This is a genomic window from Mesorhizobium sp. CNPSo 4688 (assembly GCF_057784295.1).
This window is the reverse complement of sequence record NZ_JBWLUY010000007.1, coordinates 196,219-214,066: the sequence shown is the minus strand read 5'-3', so window position 1 is coordinate 214,066 and position 17,848 is coordinate 196,219. Positions and strand designations below refer to the sequence as shown.

General features: G+C 64.0%; 14 protein-coding genes. 7 read left to right on the top strand and 7 right to left on the bottom strand.

Annotated features, from left to right (window positions below):
* Positions 1-32: 32 nt before the first annotated feature.
* From AC04SH_RS15060 to AC04SH_RS15050, 3 genes are read right to left on the bottom strand one after another with little or no spacing between them, the layout of a single operon-like run.
* Positions 33-950 carry an NAD(P)-dependent oxidoreductase gene (locus tag AC04SH_RS15060; RefSeq protein WP_488575613.1) on the bottom strand — a complete coding sequence of 306 codons (918 nt, stop codon included), beginning with the start codon at positions 948-950 and terminating at the stop codon, positions 33-35.
* Positions 947-2,161: a mandelate racemase/muconate lactonizing enzyme family protein gene (locus AC04SH_RS15055; protein ID WP_488575612.1), complete on the bottom strand. Its 1,215-nt coding sequence runs from the start codon at positions 2,159-2,161 to the stop codon at positions 947-949. Before AC04SH_RS15055 ends, AC04SH_RS15060 begins: the two co-directional genes overlap by 4 nt.
* The gene (locus tag AC04SH_RS15050) at positions 2,158-3,774 is read right to left on the bottom strand and encodes a GMC family oxidoreductase (protein WP_488575611.1); all 1,617 of its coding nucleotides are present in this window, start codon (positions 3,772-3,774) and stop codon (positions 2,158-2,160) included. Before AC04SH_RS15050 ends, AC04SH_RS15055 begins: the two co-directional genes overlap by 4 nt.
* Positions 3,775-3,998: 224 nt before the next feature.
* On the opposite strand from AC04SH_RS15050, the gene AC04SH_RS15045 reads away from it, so the two are divergent.
* Positions 3,999-4,394, top strand: a complete 396-nt coding sequence (locus AC04SH_RS15045) for an acyl-CoA thioesterase (RefSeq protein WP_112561014.1) — start codon at positions 3,999-4,001, stop codon at positions 4,392-4,394.
* A gap of 115 nt (positions 4,395-4,509) precedes the next feature.
* Positions 4,510-4,713 (top strand): hypothetical protein, encoded by a 204-nt coding sequence (locus tag AC04SH_RS15040; protein ID WP_488575610.1) that lies wholly within the window; start codon positions 4,510-4,512, stop codon positions 4,711-4,713.
* Positions 4,714-4,873: 160 nt separating this feature from the next.
* Here AC04SH_RS15040 and AC04SH_RS15035 read toward each other — a convergent pair whose 3' ends face one another.
* Positions 4,874-5,242 carry a winged helix-turn-helix transcriptional regulator gene (locus AC04SH_RS15035; protein ID WP_477236801.1) on the bottom strand — a complete coding sequence of 123 codons (369 nt, stop codon included), beginning with the start codon at positions 5,240-5,242 and terminating at the stop codon, positions 4,874-4,876.
* An 88-nt stretch (positions 5,243-5,330) separates the two neighbouring features.
* Here AC04SH_RS15035 and AC04SH_RS15030 point away from each other — a divergent pair, with 88 nt between their 5' ends.
* Positions 5,331-5,936 carry an NADPH-dependent FMN reductase gene (locus AC04SH_RS15030; RefSeq protein WP_192257837.1) on the top strand — a complete coding sequence of 202 codons (606 nt, stop codon included), beginning with the start codon at positions 5,331-5,333 and terminating at the stop codon, positions 5,934-5,936.
* 122 nt (positions 5,937-6,058) lie between these two features.
* Here the strand turns inward: AC04SH_RS15030 and AC04SH_RS15025 are convergent, their stop codons facing one another.
* Both AC04SH_RS15025 and AC04SH_RS15020 read right to left on the bottom strand, forming a co-directional pair.
* A complete protein-coding gene (locus AC04SH_RS15025; RefSeq protein ID WP_488575609.1) occupies positions 6,059-7,360 on the bottom strand; it encodes a glucoamylase family protein in 1,302 nt (433 codons plus the stop codon).
* A gap of 102 nt (positions 7,361-7,462) precedes the next feature.
* A complete protein-coding gene (locus AC04SH_RS15020; protein WP_488575608.1) occupies positions 7,463-11,737 on the bottom strand; it encodes an autotransporter outer membrane beta-barrel domain-containing protein in 4,275 nt (1,424 codons plus the stop codon).
* Between the two features lie 521 nt (positions 11,738-12,258).
* Here AC04SH_RS15020 and AC04SH_RS15015 point away from each other — a divergent pair.
* From AC04SH_RS15015 to AC04SH_RS15000, 4 genes are all read left to right on the top strand, one after another.
* The gene (locus AC04SH_RS15015; RefSeq protein WP_488575607.1) at positions 12,259-12,813 is read left to right on the top strand and encodes a winged helix-turn-helix transcriptional regulator; all 555 of its coding nucleotides are present in this window, start codon (positions 12,259-12,261) and stop codon (positions 12,811-12,813) included.
* A complete protein-coding gene (locus AC04SH_RS15010; protein WP_488575606.1) occupies positions 12,810-13,913 on the top strand; it encodes an HlyD family secretion protein in 1,104 nt (367 codons plus the stop codon). The genes AC04SH_RS15015 and AC04SH_RS15010 overlap by 4 nt, the downstream gene beginning before the upstream one ends.
* 7 nt (positions 13,914-13,920) lie before the next feature.
* On the top strand, positions 13,921-15,477 hold the full coding sequence (locus AC04SH_RS15005; protein ID WP_488575605.1) for a DHA2 family efflux MFS transporter permease subunit: 1,557 nt from the start codon (positions 13,921-13,923) through the stop codon (positions 15,475-15,477).
* Positions 15,478-15,563: 86 nt separating this feature from the next.
* Positions 15,564-16,490 (top strand): DMT family transporter, encoded by a 927-nt coding sequence (locus AC04SH_RS15000; RefSeq protein WP_488575604.1) that lies wholly within the window; start codon positions 15,564-15,566, stop codon positions 16,488-16,490.
* A gap of 13 nt (positions 16,491-16,503) precedes the next feature.
* Here the strand turns inward: AC04SH_RS15000 and AC04SH_RS14995 are convergent, their stop codons facing one another.
* The gene (locus AC04SH_RS14995; RefSeq protein ID WP_477236816.1) at positions 16,504-17,814 is read right to left on the bottom strand and encodes a hemolysin family protein; all 1,311 of its coding nucleotides are present in this window, start codon (positions 17,812-17,814) and stop codon (positions 16,504-16,506) included.
* Positions 17,815-17,848: the final 34 nt, after the last annotated feature.

Genomic DNA, 17,848 nt, shown 5'->3' with positions numbered 1-17,848 from the left:
CCACTGAAGACATTGGCTAAATACTTTGCCGGCTAGGTCTCAAGTTTGGCCGGGAAGCCGGGCGCGCGCAAGTCGGTATCGACGGCATCCTCGAGCAATTTGACGATTTGGGTCGACCAGGCGTTGCCCCCATATTCCTGTTTGCCCATCAGGAAAATCTCATTCACAAGCGGCGCCAGTTGGAGTGGCAGTCTGAATTCCCTGCCCATGGCGAGCGCAAAGCCGAGGTCCTTCAGCGCCAGGTCCATGGTGAAGCCGATGTCGTAGGAGCCGTTCAGGATCAGCTGGCTTTCGGTCTCATGAACGAAGCTGTTGCCCGAGGAGGCCACGATGGCGTGGTAGGATTGGGCGAGGTCGAGCCCACCCTGCTTGGCCAGCATCAGCGCCTCGCCGGCGGCGACGAGATGGATGAAGGCCAGCATATTGGTGATGACCTTGATCACCGCCGCCGAGCCAACCGGCCCCATCAGGAACGATTTCGCGCACATTGCTTCGATTGCTGGACGGTGCCGTTCATAGAGGGCAGCATCGCCGCCGACCAGCGCGGTGATCTTGCCGACCGCCGCGAGGTGCACGCCGCCGGTGACCGGGCATTCCAGCGTCTCGACGCCCTTGGCCGAGGCGAGGGCTGCCAGGCGCAGAATCTCATCGCGGCCATTGGTCGACATCTCGATCCAGGTGCCACCCTTGGGCAGGCCTTCGAGCAATCCGTCTGAACCTGCGAGCACCATCTCGCTGACCTTTGGCGAAGGCAGGCAAGTGATGGCGTTGCCGGCCTGCGCCGCCGCTTCGGCAGGGCTAGCTGCTGCTGTCGCGCCGAGCGCAACCAACCGCTCAACAGCCGTGGGGTCGCGGTCGAAGACGGTGACGGCAAAACCGTTGCGCAGCAGGCTGGCGGCAAGGTTGCCGCCGAGATGGCCAAGGCCGATGAAGGCGTAGCGTTCGCTCACGGCATCAGCGGCGTCTGCATCATCTGCAAATGCAAATCCTTGCCGGTGTAGGGATGCGCATCGCAGACGGCTTCGTTGAGTTCGACGCCGAGGCCGGGCTCGTTCGAGGGGATGACATTGCCGTCCTGCCACTCGATCTTCTTTTTCAACAGCGTGGCGTGGAACCCGTCCCACTGCTTCAGTGATTCCAGGATGAGGAAGTTGGGCAGCGTCACCGCCAGCTGGATGTTGGCGGCGCCGACGATTGGCCCGCAATAGCAGTGTGGCGCGACCTGGATGTGGTAGGCCTCGGCCATGGCGGCGATCTTCTTGGTTTCGAGAATGCCGCCGGAACGGCCGAGGTCCGGCTGCAGGATGGTCGCGGCGCGGTTCTCGATGACGCGGGCGAATTCGAATTTCGTCGTCAGCCTTTCGCCGGTGGCGATCGGGATCGACGTGCCGCGGGCAACCTGTGCCATCACTTCGGGCATATCGGGCGGAACCGGCTCCTCGAACCACAGCGGATCGTAAGGTTCGATGGCGCGCGCCATGCGCAGCGCGCCCGATGCAGTGAACTGACCGTGCGTGCCGAACAATATGTCGGCGCGGGTACCGACGGCTTCGCGGATTGCCTTGATCATGCGGGTGGAGACATCGATGTCGACGAGACGCGGCTGGTGGCCGTCAAAGGCGGTGTAGGGACCGGCCGGATCGAGCTTGACGGCAGTAAACCCCTGCTCGACATATTCGAGCGCGCAGGCTGCCGCCAATTCGGGATCGTTGTAGACATTCCTGCCGTCCGGCGCGTCCTCGGAATGGACACTGCCGGTGTGCGGATAGAGATAGGTGTAGGAGCGAAGCGTCTCGTGCACCTGGCCGCCGAGCAATTTGTAGACCGGCTTGTCGGCTTCCTTGCCGATAATGTCCCAGCAGGCCATTTCGAGTGCGGAAAAACAGCCCATGCCGGAAACATCCGGGCGCTGGGTGAAGCCGGAGGAATAGGCGCGGCGGAAGAAATTCTCGATGTCGTGCGGGTCGCGCCCGACGAGATAGCGCTCGGCCATGTCCTCGACCATTTTCGCGGTCGTGTGGGCCGAGAAGGTGGCGTTGTAGGCCTCGCCATAGCCGACGACACCGCCATCGGTGGTCAGCTTGACGAAGATGAAATACTTGCCGCCGATGCCTGGTGGCGGATTGCCGACAACCCAGGTCTTGACGTCGGTGATCTTCATTTTTGGTCCTCCAGAACCAGGTCGGCGCCCTTCCATCCGGTCATGATAGCGGCGGCGTTGGTGTTGCCGGTGATGTTGGCGGGAAAGATCGAGGCGTCGATGACGCGCAGGCCGTCGAGCCCATGCACTTTCAGGCGCGGATCGACGACCGCCTGCCCGGCATCGGGACCCATCCGGCAGGTCGAGACCGGGTGATAGACGGTGCCCGAGCGTTTCCTGAAATCCGTGATCAGGTCGGCGTCCGACTGGATCGACGGCCCGGGCAGGACTTCTTCGGCGATGATTTCGGCCATGGCCGGCATCGAGGCGATCTTGCGCACGAATTTAACCGCCGCCAGCATCTCGTCGACATCGGCATTGGCGGAATAGGCATTGGCGACGATCTTGGGGTAGTCGCGCGGATTGCTGGAGCGGATCATGATCTCGCCGCGGCTCGACGGGCGACAGTTGGACAGGCCGATGGAAAAGCCCGGCCATGGGTCCGGCGTCAGGATCGGCCGCTCGCCGCTCTTTGGAATAACGGTGGAGAAGGCCTGGAAATAAAGCTGCATGTTGGGGCGCGAGAGCGCCGGGTCGGTGCGGAAGAAGCCGCCGCCATGGTTCATCGACAGCGACAGCGGGCCGGAACGGGTGAGGATGTATTGCATGCCGACCAGCAGCTTGCCCCACCATGGACGCAGGATCTGGTTCAACGTCGGCACCTTGCCCTTGAAGGTGTAGTTGATGCCGACATGGTCCTGCAGATGCGCGCCGACATTGTCGTTGGCATGCACGACCCGAATGCCGAGGCCGCCGAGCAAAGCGGCGGGGCCGACGCCGGACAACTGCAGCAGCTGTGGCGAGTTGATCGAGCCGGCGGAGAGGATGACCTCGCGACCGGCGCGGGCGGTCTTGGTCTCGCCGTTCTGCTGGTACTCGATGCCGACGGCGCGCTTGCCTTCGAACAGAATTTTGCTCGCCAGCGCATGGGTTTCGACGCGCACATTCGCGCGCTTCATCGCCGGGCGCAGGAAGGCGCGCGCGGCTGACATGCGGCGGCCATTCTTGGTCGAGATCTGGTAGACGCCGACGCCTTCCTGGGCAGCGCCATTGAAGTCGGGGTTTAGCGGCAGGCCGGCCTGCTGGCCGGCAGCGAGGTAGCGTTTGGTCAGTGGATGGACGGCGTTCGTCGTGTCGGTGATGTGCAGCGGGCCGCCGGTGCCGCGCCATGCATCGGCGCCGGCCTCATTGTCCTCGAGCGCCTTGAAGCCCGGCAGCAGATCGTCATAGCCCCAGCCGGGATTGCCGGCATCGCGCCAGTCGTCAAAGTCCTCGCGCGCACCCCTGATCCAGACCATGGCGTTGATCGAACTGGATCCGCCGAGCAGCTTGCCGCGCGGCCAGTGGTCGACATTGCCGCCGAGACCGGGATCCGGCTCGGGCTTGTAGTTCCAGTTGACCGCCGGGTCGAAGAAGGTCTTGCCATAGCCGAGCGGCATCTGAACGTAAAAGCGGCGGTCAGTGCCGCCGGCCTCCAGCACCAGCACGGAGTAGCGACCGGAAGCCGACAGTTTATCGGCGAGAACCGAGCCGGCCGAGCCGGAGCCGACGATGATGAAGTCATAGGTCTGCATGTGAATATGGACGGCTCCGGAAAACTGGCCGCAGCCTAGACGCGGCAGGCTCGCCCCGTCGCCGCGCCTTCCGGCATGCGTTGTGAAAAATGCGACCGCGAGACGCCTGGTTCGGAAATGCCAACAGGGAAACGACATTGCGCCACCAGCCTCGCACATCGCGTTGACCTCCCGGCGCCGTGACGCTACGGGATCGAGGGCAATCTTTTCAGGGGATTTGGCGCATGGTGCATTACGCGGACGGACAGCCGATCGGCGATCTGACCTTGCGCACTTTGGCCATGCCGGCCGATGCCAATGCGGCCGGCGACATCTTTGGTGGCTGGGTGATGGCGCAGATGGACCTTGCCTGCGGCATCCGTGCCGCCGAGCGCGCCAAGGGCCGCGTGGTGACGGCGGCGGTCAAGGAGATGTCCTTCGCCAAGGCGATGAAGATCGGCGACACGCTGTGCATCTACACCCATGTCGAGCGTGTCGGCCGCACCTCGATGACGCTCAAGGTCGAGGCCTGGGCACAACGCTACCTCTCCGACCTGATGGAGAAGGTCACCCATGCCGATTTTGTCATGGTGGCGCTGGATAGCGACGGCAAGCCGAAGCCGATTCCAGCGGAAAGCTGACGCAGTCGATTCTTCCAAGCTCGCGCTTATGTAACATCCCCCACGAGGGCGATGCGCTGCGCGACATCCAATGGTTGCCTTCTCATCCGATTCTGCGGATGGCGGAGGGAAGACAATGCGTCAACACATGCTGAACGGCTGGCTCGTGGCGGCCCTTGTCGCGGTGATCTGTCTGCTTGGCACCACCGCCTATACCGAGATCAGGAAAGAACTTCCGAGCGTCGCCTGCAAGCACGACCGGACGGTCGACAACCAGCGAACTGCAAGGGCCGATACGTGCGGCACGATGTGTTGCAGCAACCCTGCGTCAAAGGCCTGAAGGCCTCTCAGCGAAGACGCTTATTCGCCTCAAAATGATGATGCGCCGGCGAACGAGATGCGGCAGCTGGATCGCGACGGCGTGGCCAAGGATGCCAGGCGGACCTGGCCAAATCTGAAATGCGTGTCTTCGAGGACGAAGTCCTTGTGATGCAAGGGTTTCAGGCGTGCGCGCTGTCGAATTTTTCGCGCGCTGCCTGGACGCGCACGGTGTTTTTGCGCGCCCATTCACCCAGCGCACCGACCGGGACCAGCAGCTCATGGCCTAGCTCGGTCAGCTCGTAATCGACGCGTGGCGGGATGGTCGGGAACACGCTTCGGGTGACGAAACCGTCGCGCTCGAGGCCACGCAAAGTGGTGGTCAGCATCTTCTGCGAAATGCCGCCGACGGCCGCGCGCAATTCATTGAAACGCAGCGGCCCGCCGCCGAGTTTGCCGACGACCAGCACTGTCCATTTGTCGCCGACGCGCTGCAGGATTTCCGAGACGGCGCGGCAGTCTTCGGTGTTGTGCGGGTGCCTCAGTAACAAAACGGTGCCTCCTTGCGCAGTGGTTTGACAGTATCTCATATAGCGCCGGTATCCAAACGATACCAGCTTTACATATATGGAGAGCCCCATGTCCAAGCCCAAAATCGCCATCGTCGTCGGTTCGACACGCGCCGCGCGTTTCGCCGATGTGCCCGCCCAGTGGATCGCCAAGATCGCCAAGTCGCATGCCGACATCGATGTCGAGATCGTCGACCTGCGCGACTGGCCGCTGCCCTTCTTCGATGAAGTTGCCTCGTCCGCCTGGGCTCCATCGCAGAACGAAGTGGCGCAGCGTTGGCAAAAGAAGGTCGCCGAGTTCGACGGCTTCATCTTCACCGCCGCCGAATACAATCACGGCCCGACCGCTGTGCTGAAGAACGCCATCGACTATGCCGCCAATGAATGGAACAAGAAGCCGGCCGGCTTCGTCGGCTATGGCAGCGTCGGCGGCTCGCGTGCTGTCGAGCACCTGCGCCTCGCCGCCGTTGAGCTGCAGATGGCGCCGGTCAAGTCCGCCGTCCACATCGCCTGGGGCGATTTCCTGGCGGTACGCCAGGGCGAAAAGAAGCTCGAGGAGATCGAGCATCTGAACCAGGCTGCTGCCGCGCTGGTCAACGATGTCGCCTGGTGGGCCCGGGTGCTCAAGGCAGCACGTCAGGCCGACGCGATTGCCGGCGAAGCCCAGGCGGCCTGAGCCTTATCCTCCCAAGGATCAAATCATCTTCCCAAGGGGCGGCGCTTGCGTCGCCCTTTTTCATTTCCGCGAATCCGTTGGTGCCTTGAGTATCTTGCTCGATTAATCGCGCCGGCCGCCCGTCATAGCCAACCGCCGGAAAAGCCTGCTCGGCGAAGTCCTGTGGCGACGGCCCGCACGCGGCGCATCAGCTGCCACAGGAAGTCCGACCGGTAATTCTCGATCATCAGGGCGATCGGCCCCTGATTGATGCCGACGTGGTCCGGCGATACCCAGCCGCATGCACGGCCGTCGGCGGCGGCGATCGTCGGATTGAAGCTTGCGGCGAAGCCGTAAGGATTGCCCACATGCAGGTCCATCTCGTGGAAATGGCGCAGCGCTGGCAGCACGATTTCCGGTGCAAAGGGCAGGGAGGTGATCGCCGCCCATGGCGACAGCGTGCCGTCATCGGGCCCGAAAGGTGCGCCGCGCGCGAGATAGCCGAAGAAGCGGCGACCATCGAGCCTCATTTCACGCTTTGTCGGGCCGGGGCCATCGCTGGCGGTGACGCCCCAGCAATTCTCGCCATAGCCCCTCAGTCCCTTCGGATTGCGGATGGCATAGTCGCGCTGCAGGTAGGTCGCCTGGCGGCTGTTTTGGAAATAGTCGCTGTCGCGGCTGCGCATGAAAGCATCGCGTATGTCGCGAAAATCGATCCAGATATGTGAGAACTGGTGGATGAAAAGCGGGCCGGCGTAAACCAGCTCGCGGCCATAGATGGTCTTCCACTTGTAGTTGGAAAGCCAGGCCGCGTAGCTCTCGGGCGGCAGCGAATGGGTTGGCGAACCGAGACCCAGAACGTAGAGGATCAGCGCCTCGTCAAATCCTTCCCAACGGTAGCGCAGAAAACCTTTTTCAGGCCGCCAGCCATGGGTGACGGTGGCGCCGCCATTTTGTGCCCAACGCCAGTCGGCGCGGCGGTAGAGCGAATCGGCCAGCTGGCGGATTTCCAGTTCGGCTTCATCTTCCTGGTCAAAATAGGCGCCGGCGGCCAGAACGCCGGCCAGCAGGAGCGCGGTATCGACGGTGGATAGCTCGCACTTCCAGACGCGGCGACCGGTCTGCATGTCGAGGAAATGATAGTAGAAACCCTTGTAGCCGGTGGCATCGGGCTCCGGCCCGTGCGGAGCGTTCCAGAAGAAACGGAGCGTGGCGAGCGTCCGCTCGATTGCGGCCGCGCGCGTCATGAAACCGCGCTCGACACCGACGGGATAGGACGACAGAGCGAGCCCGACGGCGGCTATGCTGGCGGGTGACGTTGGCGTGTTGCGGTCGGCGACCAGGCCGTTGGCAGGGTTGGCCTCGTTGAGAAAATACTCGAAGGACAGACGCTGGATATCTTGGAGAAGCTCGTCGTTGAGAGCGTGTTCGTTCGATGCATCCATGGCTATCGATATAGAGGCTTTGGCGGAATTTGCCATTCTTCCGGCGGATCAATCATAGGTGAGGAAGGCGAAGGCCTGCACCCAGGGAAGGCCGGCTCCGGACTACCATTTCACCTTGAAGCCCACCGAGCCGCCGACGGCGTAGCTGCCGCCGAAATCCTCCAGGCTCGAGCGCGCGAGCAACTCGCCATGGACGGCGTAGCGGTCATCGGCCCAGCTCAGCGAGCCGCCGAGCCCCAGCCCACCCCAAAGCGCCTGCGTCTCGCTGGTGAGCGTGGCGCCCGACACATCGACATCGGAGCCGTCGAGGGCATCGTAGTAAAGGTTGGCGATGCCATAGACATGCGAGCGGCTCGACTGGCCGGCTTTGTCCTTCCATTTGTTCTCATAGTCGGCGGACAGGCCGATGCGGCCGACAAGGCTGTCGCTGCTGCCATTGGAGACGACGGCGTCGTAGGGGTCGGTGAAAGTGTCGAAATCGACCGAGGAATAGCTGAGCTGCGCCTGCGGCGTCAGCGACCAGTTGCCCTGAAGTGCAATCTTCTGTCCGGCCTCGATGCCGAGACTATAGCCAAAGCCGTTATTGCCGTCGGCGAGCCTCCGGCTAAGCGTTTCGGAATCGAGATCGCTGTCGAACCAGGTCAGCTGCGCCTGCGTGTCGACGTAGAAACCGTTCTTGCCGTACCAGGTCAACGTGCCGCCGACGCCGTAGCCGGTCGTGTCGATCGAGCCGAGGCCGAACGCCGACGAGACGTCAGACTTCACCGTGCCGTAGTGAACGGTCACGCCGCCGATCACCACGCCGGCTGCCGTTTCGGAAAGCAGGACATCGAGACCGGCCTGCAGCTTCCAGAGGTCCGAATCATAGTCGGTTCCGGTCGTGCTCGTGCCGGGATCGAATTCACTGTGCGCCGCTTCGATGCGGCCCCAGATCGGGTTGCCGGTCTCGACGCCGCCGCCCGCACCGGATTGCGGTGCCCATGAGCGGTTGCCGATGCGCTGCTGCAGCGTGCCGAGCTGGTTGAAACTCTGCAGCACGCCGGCATAGGCCTCGTAGACCGGCACGCTGGGCGCATAGAGCGGTGCGGTCGGGATCAGTGCGGAGCGCAGATACCAGTCACCGTCGGCCGGCGTCGAGACGCCGTTCTGGAAGAGACGGTAGGCATAGGCGCCGGCGACCACGGCCTGGTCGCCCTCGAAGACATAGTCGCCCTGGAGGCTGAAGGTGCCGGCCGAGGTGCCGCCGACATCGACGATCTTGATGCCGTCGATCGTCTGAGCGCCACTGCCGCCGAGAGCGACCACCCTGACATTGGTTGTGCCTGATGTGTTGCCGGTAATGACGAGCTTGTCGGCGGGGGAGGCGTCGCCATCGAGCATGGCTTCGATCTCGAGTGTGCCGCCAGCGCCGACATAATTGCCATTGACCGTCAGCGTGCCGATCGAATTGCCCGGCGCGATCACGCCTCCGGCCATAAGCGTCGTGGTGCCCACCATGCCATTGCCGCCAAGCGCGCCGCCGTAGAGGACAGTTACTGTGGAGCTGGCCAGCGAGCCGTTCACCGAAAGCTTGCCGGCCTGGATCGTGGTCGCGCCGTTGAGGGTGCTGGTGCCGGTCAGGTTGAGATTGCCGAGGCCAGTCTTGATGAGCGAACCGCTGCCATTGATGGCGGCGGCAAAGGTAGCGTCGACCGGCTGGGCGAAGACGAGCACGGCATTGTCGAGGATGTCGCCGGTGCCGAAGCTCGCCGCCTGGCCGATCAGCCGGCCGGCGGCAACCGTTGTGCCGCCGCTGTAGGTATTCGTGCCGGTGAGCGTCGTGCTGCCCGCGCCCTGCTGCACCACCGTGCCGCTGCCGGAGATGGCGCCGGCAAAGGTCACATTGTTGGAGCGGTCGAAGGCGAGCGTGCCGTTGTTGATCACGTTGCCGACGATGCTGCCAGCAGTGCCGCCATTGCCGAGTTGCAGCGTGCCACTGGTGATGATGGTGCCGCCGGCGTAACTGTTGTCACCGGTCAGCACGGTGGTGCCGATGCCGATCTGGTTCACCTTGCCGCTGCCGGAAATGACGCCGGCAAAGATGGAGGTGTCAGAGCGGTTGAAGGCCAGCGTGGCGTTGTTGGTGACGTCACCGATGATGGAGCCGCTGGCGCCGCCATTGCCGAGCTGCAGGGTGCCAGCCGAGATGGTGGTGCCGCCGGTGTAGCTGTCGTCACCGGTCAGGATCAGCGTGCCCGCGCCAAGCTTGCTCAGTGGACCACCGCCCGCAAGCGTTTGGCTGACCGTGAAATTGTTGGCAGCATCGACGATGTCGAAGCCGCTGCCGGAAGGCCCCCAGGCAATAGTGCGGGACGTGCCGGTGAAGCTGGTACCGGTCACCTGCAATATGCCTCCATTGAACGTCAGGTCGCCCGCGGCATCGCCGAGATTGTTGTCTGCCGACACTGACAGGACCCCGGCGGAAATCGTTGTGCCGCCACTGTAGGTGTTGGCACCGGTAAGCACTGTCATCCCGATGCCGATCTGGTTCACCGCGCCGGTGCCGGAAATGATGCCGGCAAAGCTGTAGGTGTTGGAGCGGTCGAAGGCGAGCGTGCCGTTGTTCGCCACATCGCCGATGATTGAGCCACTGTTGCCGCCATTGCCGAGTTGCAGCGTGCCGCTGGTGATCGTCGTGCCGCCTGCGTAGTTATTGTCGGCGGTCAGGATCGTGGTGCCGGTGCCGATCTGGTTCACCGAGCCATTGCCTGAGATGGCGCCGGCGAAGGTGTAGATGTCGGAGCGGTTGAAGGCGAGCGCGCCATTGTTGGTGACGTCGCCGGTGATCGAACCGGCCGTGCCGCCATTGCCGAGCTGCAGCGTGCCACCGGAGATGGTCGTGCCGCCGGCGTAGCTGTTGTCGGCGGTCAGGATCAGCGTGCCCGCGCCAAGCTTGCTCAGCGGTCCGCCGCCTGTCAGCGTTTGGCTTACCGTGAAATCATTGGCGGCGTCGACGATGTCGAAGCCGCCTCCGGAAGGACCCCAGGTAATGGCGCGGGACGTGCCGGTGAAGCTGGTGCCGGTCACCTGCAATACGCCGCCGTTGAAGGTCAGGCCGCCCGCGACGTCGCCGAGATTATTGTCGGCGGATACCGACAGGACACCGCCCGACAATGTCCAGGGCGTGACGGCGGTCGTCGTCCCTGTCAGCGTCCAGGTGCTGTTTCCCGTCTTCTCGTAAAGCCCGAACCCGTCATATTTGGCGCCAGGGCCGATCTGGGAGACATCGAAACTGGCGGTGGTATCGCCACCAAGCTTGAAAGTATCGGCGGTGCTGAACGCAACCACATTGCCCGCGATGGTCGAAGTCGACCAGATTTCGAGCGAATTGACCCCGCCGGTGAATTGGATGGCTTTACCGGCTGTCGGCGTTCCGCCCCCTGCACCGACGGCACCGCCGCTGATCGTGCCCGCATTGACGACGGCGATGTTGGCGCCCTTGATCCCGGCACCGCCATCGCCGGCCGTCCCGGTCGCCCCGGCCTGACCGCCAATCCCGCCGACGATCGTCGCCCCCGTGCCGTTAATGACCGTTCCGCCCGAAAGCAGGAGAACACCGGCTCCGCCGTCGCCACCGCCCGCCGCGGCGAGGGTTCTTCCGCCTGTTCCCCCGAGCAGATTTCCGCTGTTCTGTACCGTTCCGCCGCCGGTCAGGACGATGGCGGCCGCGCCGCCGCCGCCCCCGGACTGAGTGCTGCCTCGGCCGCCAACACCGCCCGTGACGCTGCCGCCGGCATCTACGGTTACGTCGGCTGTCGAAAACACGCCGACGCCGCCACCGCCGCCACCACCATTGGAGTTGGAGCCTCCAATGCCGCCCGTGCCGCCTATGACCGATCCGCTGCCAGTAACGACAGTGTCGGCCGTGGCACTGACGCCGACGCCGCCACCACCGCCTCCGCCGCCCCTGACCACGCCACTGACGCCATTGGAGCCCGCACCGCCGGTCCCACCGCTGACGCCGGTGGAGATGGTCCCGCTTGTGGAAATGACCTGGCCCGTGGCACCGGTCGCACCTGGAGTGCCGTTTGGGGCGTTGAATGTCAGAGCTGTCCCTCCCGAACCGCCTGGCGCGCCATTGCCCGTCGTGAGGTCAACGCCGCCGCCGCCGCCACCGGCGGTCGCGCCATCGGCGGCATTCTGACCCGTGGCGCTTGCGAGCGCGCCATCCACGCCACCTTGTCCGGCACCTGCAGGGGCTCCATTGCCGCCATCAGCCCAAGCCGGCGCGGTGCTCAGCGCAAGGGCGACAGTAAGGACCGCAACGGCGGAAGGTCGCTCGCTCGCCAAAATCCGCCCCGCCATGCGCAACGCAACCGTGCCATTGCTCGATTTCATGGATCGCCCCCGCCTTTGGCCGCCAATACAATCTCGATGTTTGCAGCCTGGTCGGCGCGCGCCGACCGAAGCGCCCGCACGTTAACTTGGCACTTTTGTCTTGTCCTACGCTCGAACTATTAAAAATCGATTTTTTCTGACAGTTACTGCAAAGCAACACTATTTCCGTTATATTAGAAAGTATATATATACAATTTTACTTGAAGAACGCACGCTCGGCTCCGAAGGGCAGTGGGCGGGCAGGGGCCGGTGCGGTGCCGGCCCTTCAATCAAACCGCTGCCTTGGCCTTGCGCGGTTCGGCGAGCATGCCGAGGCCAAGGTTCTCGACCAGCCGGGCCCTGGATCGGCGCGGTCTGGGCGTTGATGTCGTCGGCGCCGAACGATTGGCCGACGACCACGCGCGCCGAGCGCGCGGTCTCGCCCCTTTCTTTCGGTGCCTATCCGCGATCACGCCTCAGTGACTTGCATAATGCAACTAACTTGGCTATTTGTAACTTTCATCATGAAAGAGACGGCTGTCATGGTTGCAAAGACAAGCTTCGAAAACCGCCCATGCCCCATCGCGCGCAGCCTAGACGCTGTCGGCGAGTGGTGGAGCATCCTGCTGCTCAGGGACGCATTTCAGGGCCTGACGCGCTTTGATCAGTTTCAGAAGAGCCTGGACATTGCGCCCAACATTCTGACGCGGCGGCTGAACAGCCTGGTCGAGCGCGGCCTGTTCGAAAAGCGCGTCTACTGCGAACGGCCGCTTCGCCATGAATATGTGCTGACCGCCAAGGCGCGCGATTTCCGCCCGGTGCTGCTTTCGCTGCTCGCCTGGGGCAACAAGCATTTGGCACCCGAAGGCCCGAGCCTGGTGGTGGCGGACAGGGCGGATGGACGCTGGGCCGAGCCGGTTCTGGTCGACCGCGAGACTGGCAGGGAACTCGACAGCGAGGGCTTCACCCTGGCGACGGGGCCGACCGCCACCGACCGTATGCGGCAGCGCTATCGCTTCAGCAGCGAAGGCTCAGGCCTTCCGCTGGTGGAGAACACAGTGATCGAGCATAGGTCGGATGAGGCGCGGGGCAAATGAACAAGGTTCTCTCCGCTGCCGAGTTGCAGCCGGTGCAGCCATCGGTCGTGCAAGTTCCCGCGCCTGCCAAGAAGCGTCGCAAGCCGTGGCTGACGCTGGCAGCCGTGATCGTCGTCGGTGCCGCCGGATGGTATGGCTTCGACTGGTGGCAGGCCGGCCGCTTCCTCGTCTCGACCGACGATGCCTATGTCGGCGGCAATGTCACGCCGCTGGCGCCACGCGTCGCCGGCCACATCGATCAGATCCTTGTCGAGGACAACCAGCACGTCGCCGCCGGACAGCTCATCATCCGCATCGACGACCGGCCGTTCAAGGCGGCGCTGGAGCATGCTCAGGCGTCCGTCCAGCAGCAGCAATCGGCCCTCGACAATCTGCGCGCCCAGATATCGCTGCAGAATTCGGTGATCGAGCAGGCCGAGGCCGACCTCGAAGCCAAGAGCGCCGCCGCGACTTTCACCGCCCAGGATGCCAAGCGCTATGAAGTGCTGGCCAGCACCCGGGCCGGAACGCAGCAGGATGCGCAGAGAAGCCTCGCCGCCGACGGTCAGGCCAAGGCTACCGTTGCCGCCTCGCGCGCCGGGCTCGCAGCCGCCAGGCAGCAGCTCGACGTGCTCAACACCCAGATTGCGGAAGCGACCGCTGCGGTGGCGGCCGCCAAGGCGGATGTCGATACGGCCGAGCTCGATCTCGGCTTCACTGAGATACGCTCACCCATCGACGGCGTCGTCGGCAATAGGCTGGCGCAAGTCGGCACCTATGTCTCGCCGGGCAGCTATCTGCTGACGATCGTTCCGGCATCGGGCCTGTGGGTCGACGCCAATTTCAAGGAAGACCAGCTGCGCAACATGACCGACGGGCAAGCGGCAACGGTCTATACCGACATTGCACCCGATGCGCCGCTGAAAGGCCACGTCACCAGCCTGGGGCCTGCGACGGGAGCGATCTTCAGCGTGATCCCGCCGCAGAATGCGACCGGCAATTTCACCAAGATCGTCCAGCGTGTCCCGGTCCGGATCACGATCGACCAAGACCAGGCGCAGAAGGTTGCGCTGCGGCCGGGCCTGTCGACAACGGTCACCGTCGATACCGCGTCACGCTGAGGGCATCATGTCCGAGCGCCCGCAGTCTTTCATCACCAGCATCCTGCCGTTCATGGTGATGTGCGTCGGGATGTTCATCGCGCTGCTCGACATCCAGATCGTGGCGTCCTCGCTGCAGGATATTGGCGGCGGCCTGTCGGCGGCGCAGGACCAGATCGGCTGGGTGCAGACCTCTTATCTCGTGGCGGAAATCATAGTCATCCCGCTGTCGGGCTGGCTCACCCGCGTGTTTTCGACACGCTGGCTGTTCACCTTCTCGGCAGCCGGCTTCACATTGGCCAGCATGCTGTGCGGCTTCGCCTGGAGCATCGAAAGCATGATCGTGTTCCGCGCACTGCAAGGGCTGCTCGGCGCGTCGATGATCCCGACGGTGTTCACCTCGTCGTTCCACTATTTCCAGGGGCCGAGGCGGGTCTATGCGGCGGCGGTGGTCGGCAGCATCGCGTCGATCGCGCCAACGCTCGGCCCCGTCATCGGCGGCTGGATCACCGACACGCTGAACTGGCATTGGCTGTTTTATGTCAACGTCATTCCCGGCACCATCATCACCATCCTCGTCGCGGCTCTGGTCAAGATCGACAAGGCCGATCCGTCGCTGCTGAAGGGCGCTGACTATATCGGCATGGTGCTGATGGCGGTCAGCCTCGGCACGGCCGAATATGTGCTGGAGGAGGGCACGCGCTGGAACTGGTTCGACGACGCAACGATCCGCAACGGCGCCATCATTGCCAGCGTTACCCTGGTTCTGTTCGTCATCCGCAGCCTGACTTATGCGCAGCCGGTGGTCGACTTTCGCGCCTTCGGCAACCGCAACTTTGCCATCGGCTGCTTCCTTTCCTTCGTCACCGGCATCGGCATCTTTGCCACGATCTATCTGACGCCGCTGTTCCTCGGCTATGTCCGCGGCTACGACGCCTTCCAGACCGGGGTGGCGGTGTTTTCCACCGGCGTCGCCTCGATGGTCGGCGTGCCCGTCTACATTTTCCTCGCCAAGCGCTTCGACACGCGCTGGCTGATGATGTTCGGGCTGGCATCTTTCGGCGCCTCGATGTGGAGCTTTAGCGCCATCACCAGCCAGTGGAGTGCGGCCGAGCTGCTTCTGCCGCAGATCTTTCGTGGTTTTCCGCAGGTCTTCGCCGTCGCGCCAAGCGTCAATCTCGGCCTCGGCAGCCTGCCGCCGGAGCGGCTGAAATATGCCAGCGGCCTGTTCAATACGATGCGCAATCTGGGCGGCGCCGTCGGCATTGCCATTTGTGGCGCGATCCTGAACGACCGCACCAACTTCCATTTTCTGACCATTGCCTCGCATCTGACGCCGCAAAACGAGGCGGCGATGCGGCTCCTCGACAATGTCGGGCAGCGCTATGGGCAGCTGCCGGGTGCTGTCGACGATGGTCATGCCGCGGCGCTGAAGCAGCTCTGGCAGTTGGCCTATCGCGAGGCCTCCACCATGGCCTATGCCGATGCGTTCCTGGTCATCATGGTCGCCTTCGTCATCGCCACCGCGCTGGTCCCGTTCCTGCGCAACGTCACACCGAAGGCGCCGCCGCCGGACGCGCACTGAGGCAAACTTGCCTTGGACCGGCATATGGACAGGGCTGCCATCTGGCCCTGCCGTTTTGCCCTGATATATCGGCCGCGATCCATCATATGAGCGGACCCGTGAAATCACCCAGCCTGACAGGCGTCGTTTCCCCCATGATCCCGGTGCTGGTCTGCGCGCTTGCGATCTTCCTTCTGTCGGCCATGGATGCGGCGATGAAGGTGCTGGTCATCGCCGTCGGCGTCTACAACACGGTGCTGTGGCGCAGCATGCTTGCGACCGTGGTCGCGGGCACGGCCTGGGCGGCGGGACCGCGCTCGCTTCCCACGCCCTCGGTGCTCAGACTGCACGCGCTACGCGCCATCGTCGTCGGTATCGTCCTGCTGTCGTTCTTCTGGGGCCTTGCCAGGCTGCCACTGGCGGATGGGATCGGGCTTAGTTTCGTCGCGCCGCTGTTTGCTCTTCTGCTGGCCGCGCTGCTCTTGGGTGAACGCATACAGCGCCAGGCGATCTGGGCGTCGCTGGCGGGCATCGCTGGTGTCGTCATCATCATGGCCGGACAGTTCGGACAAGGGAACTACACCGGGGATGCCCTGCTTGGTACGGTGGCTGTGCTCGCATCGACGGTGTTCTACGCCTACAATCTGATCCTCTCGCGGCGGCAGGCGCTGGTGGCCAAACCAGTCGAGATCATGCTGTTCCAGAACCTGTGCGTTGCCGCCGTCCTTCTTCCCGCCGCGCCTTGGCTCGCCGTCGCCCTGCCGGGCAATCTCTGGCTTTCCCTGGCCGGCGTGACGGCATTGTCGCTCTCCGGCCAATACCTGATGAGCTGGTCCTATGCGCGCGCCGAAGCGCAATATCTGATCCCGACCGAGTATTCGGCCTTCATCTGGGCGATCGTGTTCGGCTGGCTGTTCTTCGACGAGGCGGCGACCTGGACCACGCTGGCTGGCGCCGCCCTGATCGTTGCCAGTTGCCTGATCGCCTCGCGTTCCAATCCCAGACTTGCCGAACCGATCGAAGCTGCGGTCTGAAGCCGCGCTGTTGTCAGCGCACCACTTCGCGATGGCCGCTCGGCAGGCGGGTGGCGATCAGCTTGTCGATGCGGCGGCCGTCGAGGTCGACGACCTCGAACCGCCAGCCTTGCGCATCGACGCATTCGCCGGTCGCCGGCAGATGGTGCATGTGCGACAGCACATAGCCGGCGACGGTCTCGTAGTCGCGGTTCTCCGGCAGGTCGATGCCGAGAACTTCGGCCATCTCGTCGGCCTGCATATAGCCGGCGAGCAGCCATGAACCATCTTCGCGCTTGACGGCGTTTTCCTCCTCGCCGGCGTCGAGGTCGGCGCGGAAGACGCCGGTGATGGCTTCGAGAATGTCGGCGGGGGTGACGATGCCTTCGAAATGGCCGTATTCGTCATGCACCAGGGCCATCGGCACGTCGGAATCCTTCAGCTTCTGCAGCACGTCCAACGCGTCGGCCTGGTCATAGACGATGGGGGCGGCGCGCACGTGCTTGCGTGGGTCGAGCGGGCGGCCGGCAAGCATCGCCGCCAGCACGTCGCGGGTCTGGACGACGCCGACCATGACATCGACGCCGCCATCGCCGGCCGGCAGGCGCGAATGCTGGGTGTCCATCAAGAGCTTGCGGATGGCGCTCTCATCGGCCTGCAGATTGATCCAGTCGACCTCGGTGCGCGGCGTCATCACCGCGCGCACGGCGCGATCGCCGAGCCGCATGACGCCGGCAATCATGCGCCGCTCGTCGGATTCGATGGTGCCGTGATGCTCGGCCTCTGCGACCAGCATCTTGATCTCCTCGTCGGTGACCTTTTCCTCGCTCTCGCCGCGCTGGCCGAGCAGCCACAATATGGCGCGGCCGGAAATGTCGAGCAGGAAGACGAGCGGCGCCGAGACAGTGGCAAGGATGGTCATCGCCGGAGCGGCGCGGGCAGCAACGCGTTCCGGATCGCGCAGCGCAATCTGCTTGGGCACCAGTTCGCCGACGACCAGCGAGAAATAGGTGATGATGGCGACGACGATGCCGACGCCGAGCGGGTCGGCGACGCTCTCGCGGATGCCGGTCGAGGCCAGGAAGACGGACAGCCTGTCGCCCAGCGTGGCACCAGAGAAGGCGCCCGACAGCACGCCGACCAAGGTGATGCCGATCTGCACCGACGACAGGAATTTGCCGGGGTTGGAGCCGAGCGCCAGCGCCCGCCCGGCGCCATTGACGCCGCGGTCGATCATCGCCTTGAGCCGTGCCGGGCGCGACGAAACGATGGCAAGCTCGGACATCGATAGAAGGCCGTTCACGCAGATGAGGACGACCACGATAGCGATTTCGACGTATAGCATCAGGGGTCAATAGCATTGCCGCAGGCCGCTGGAA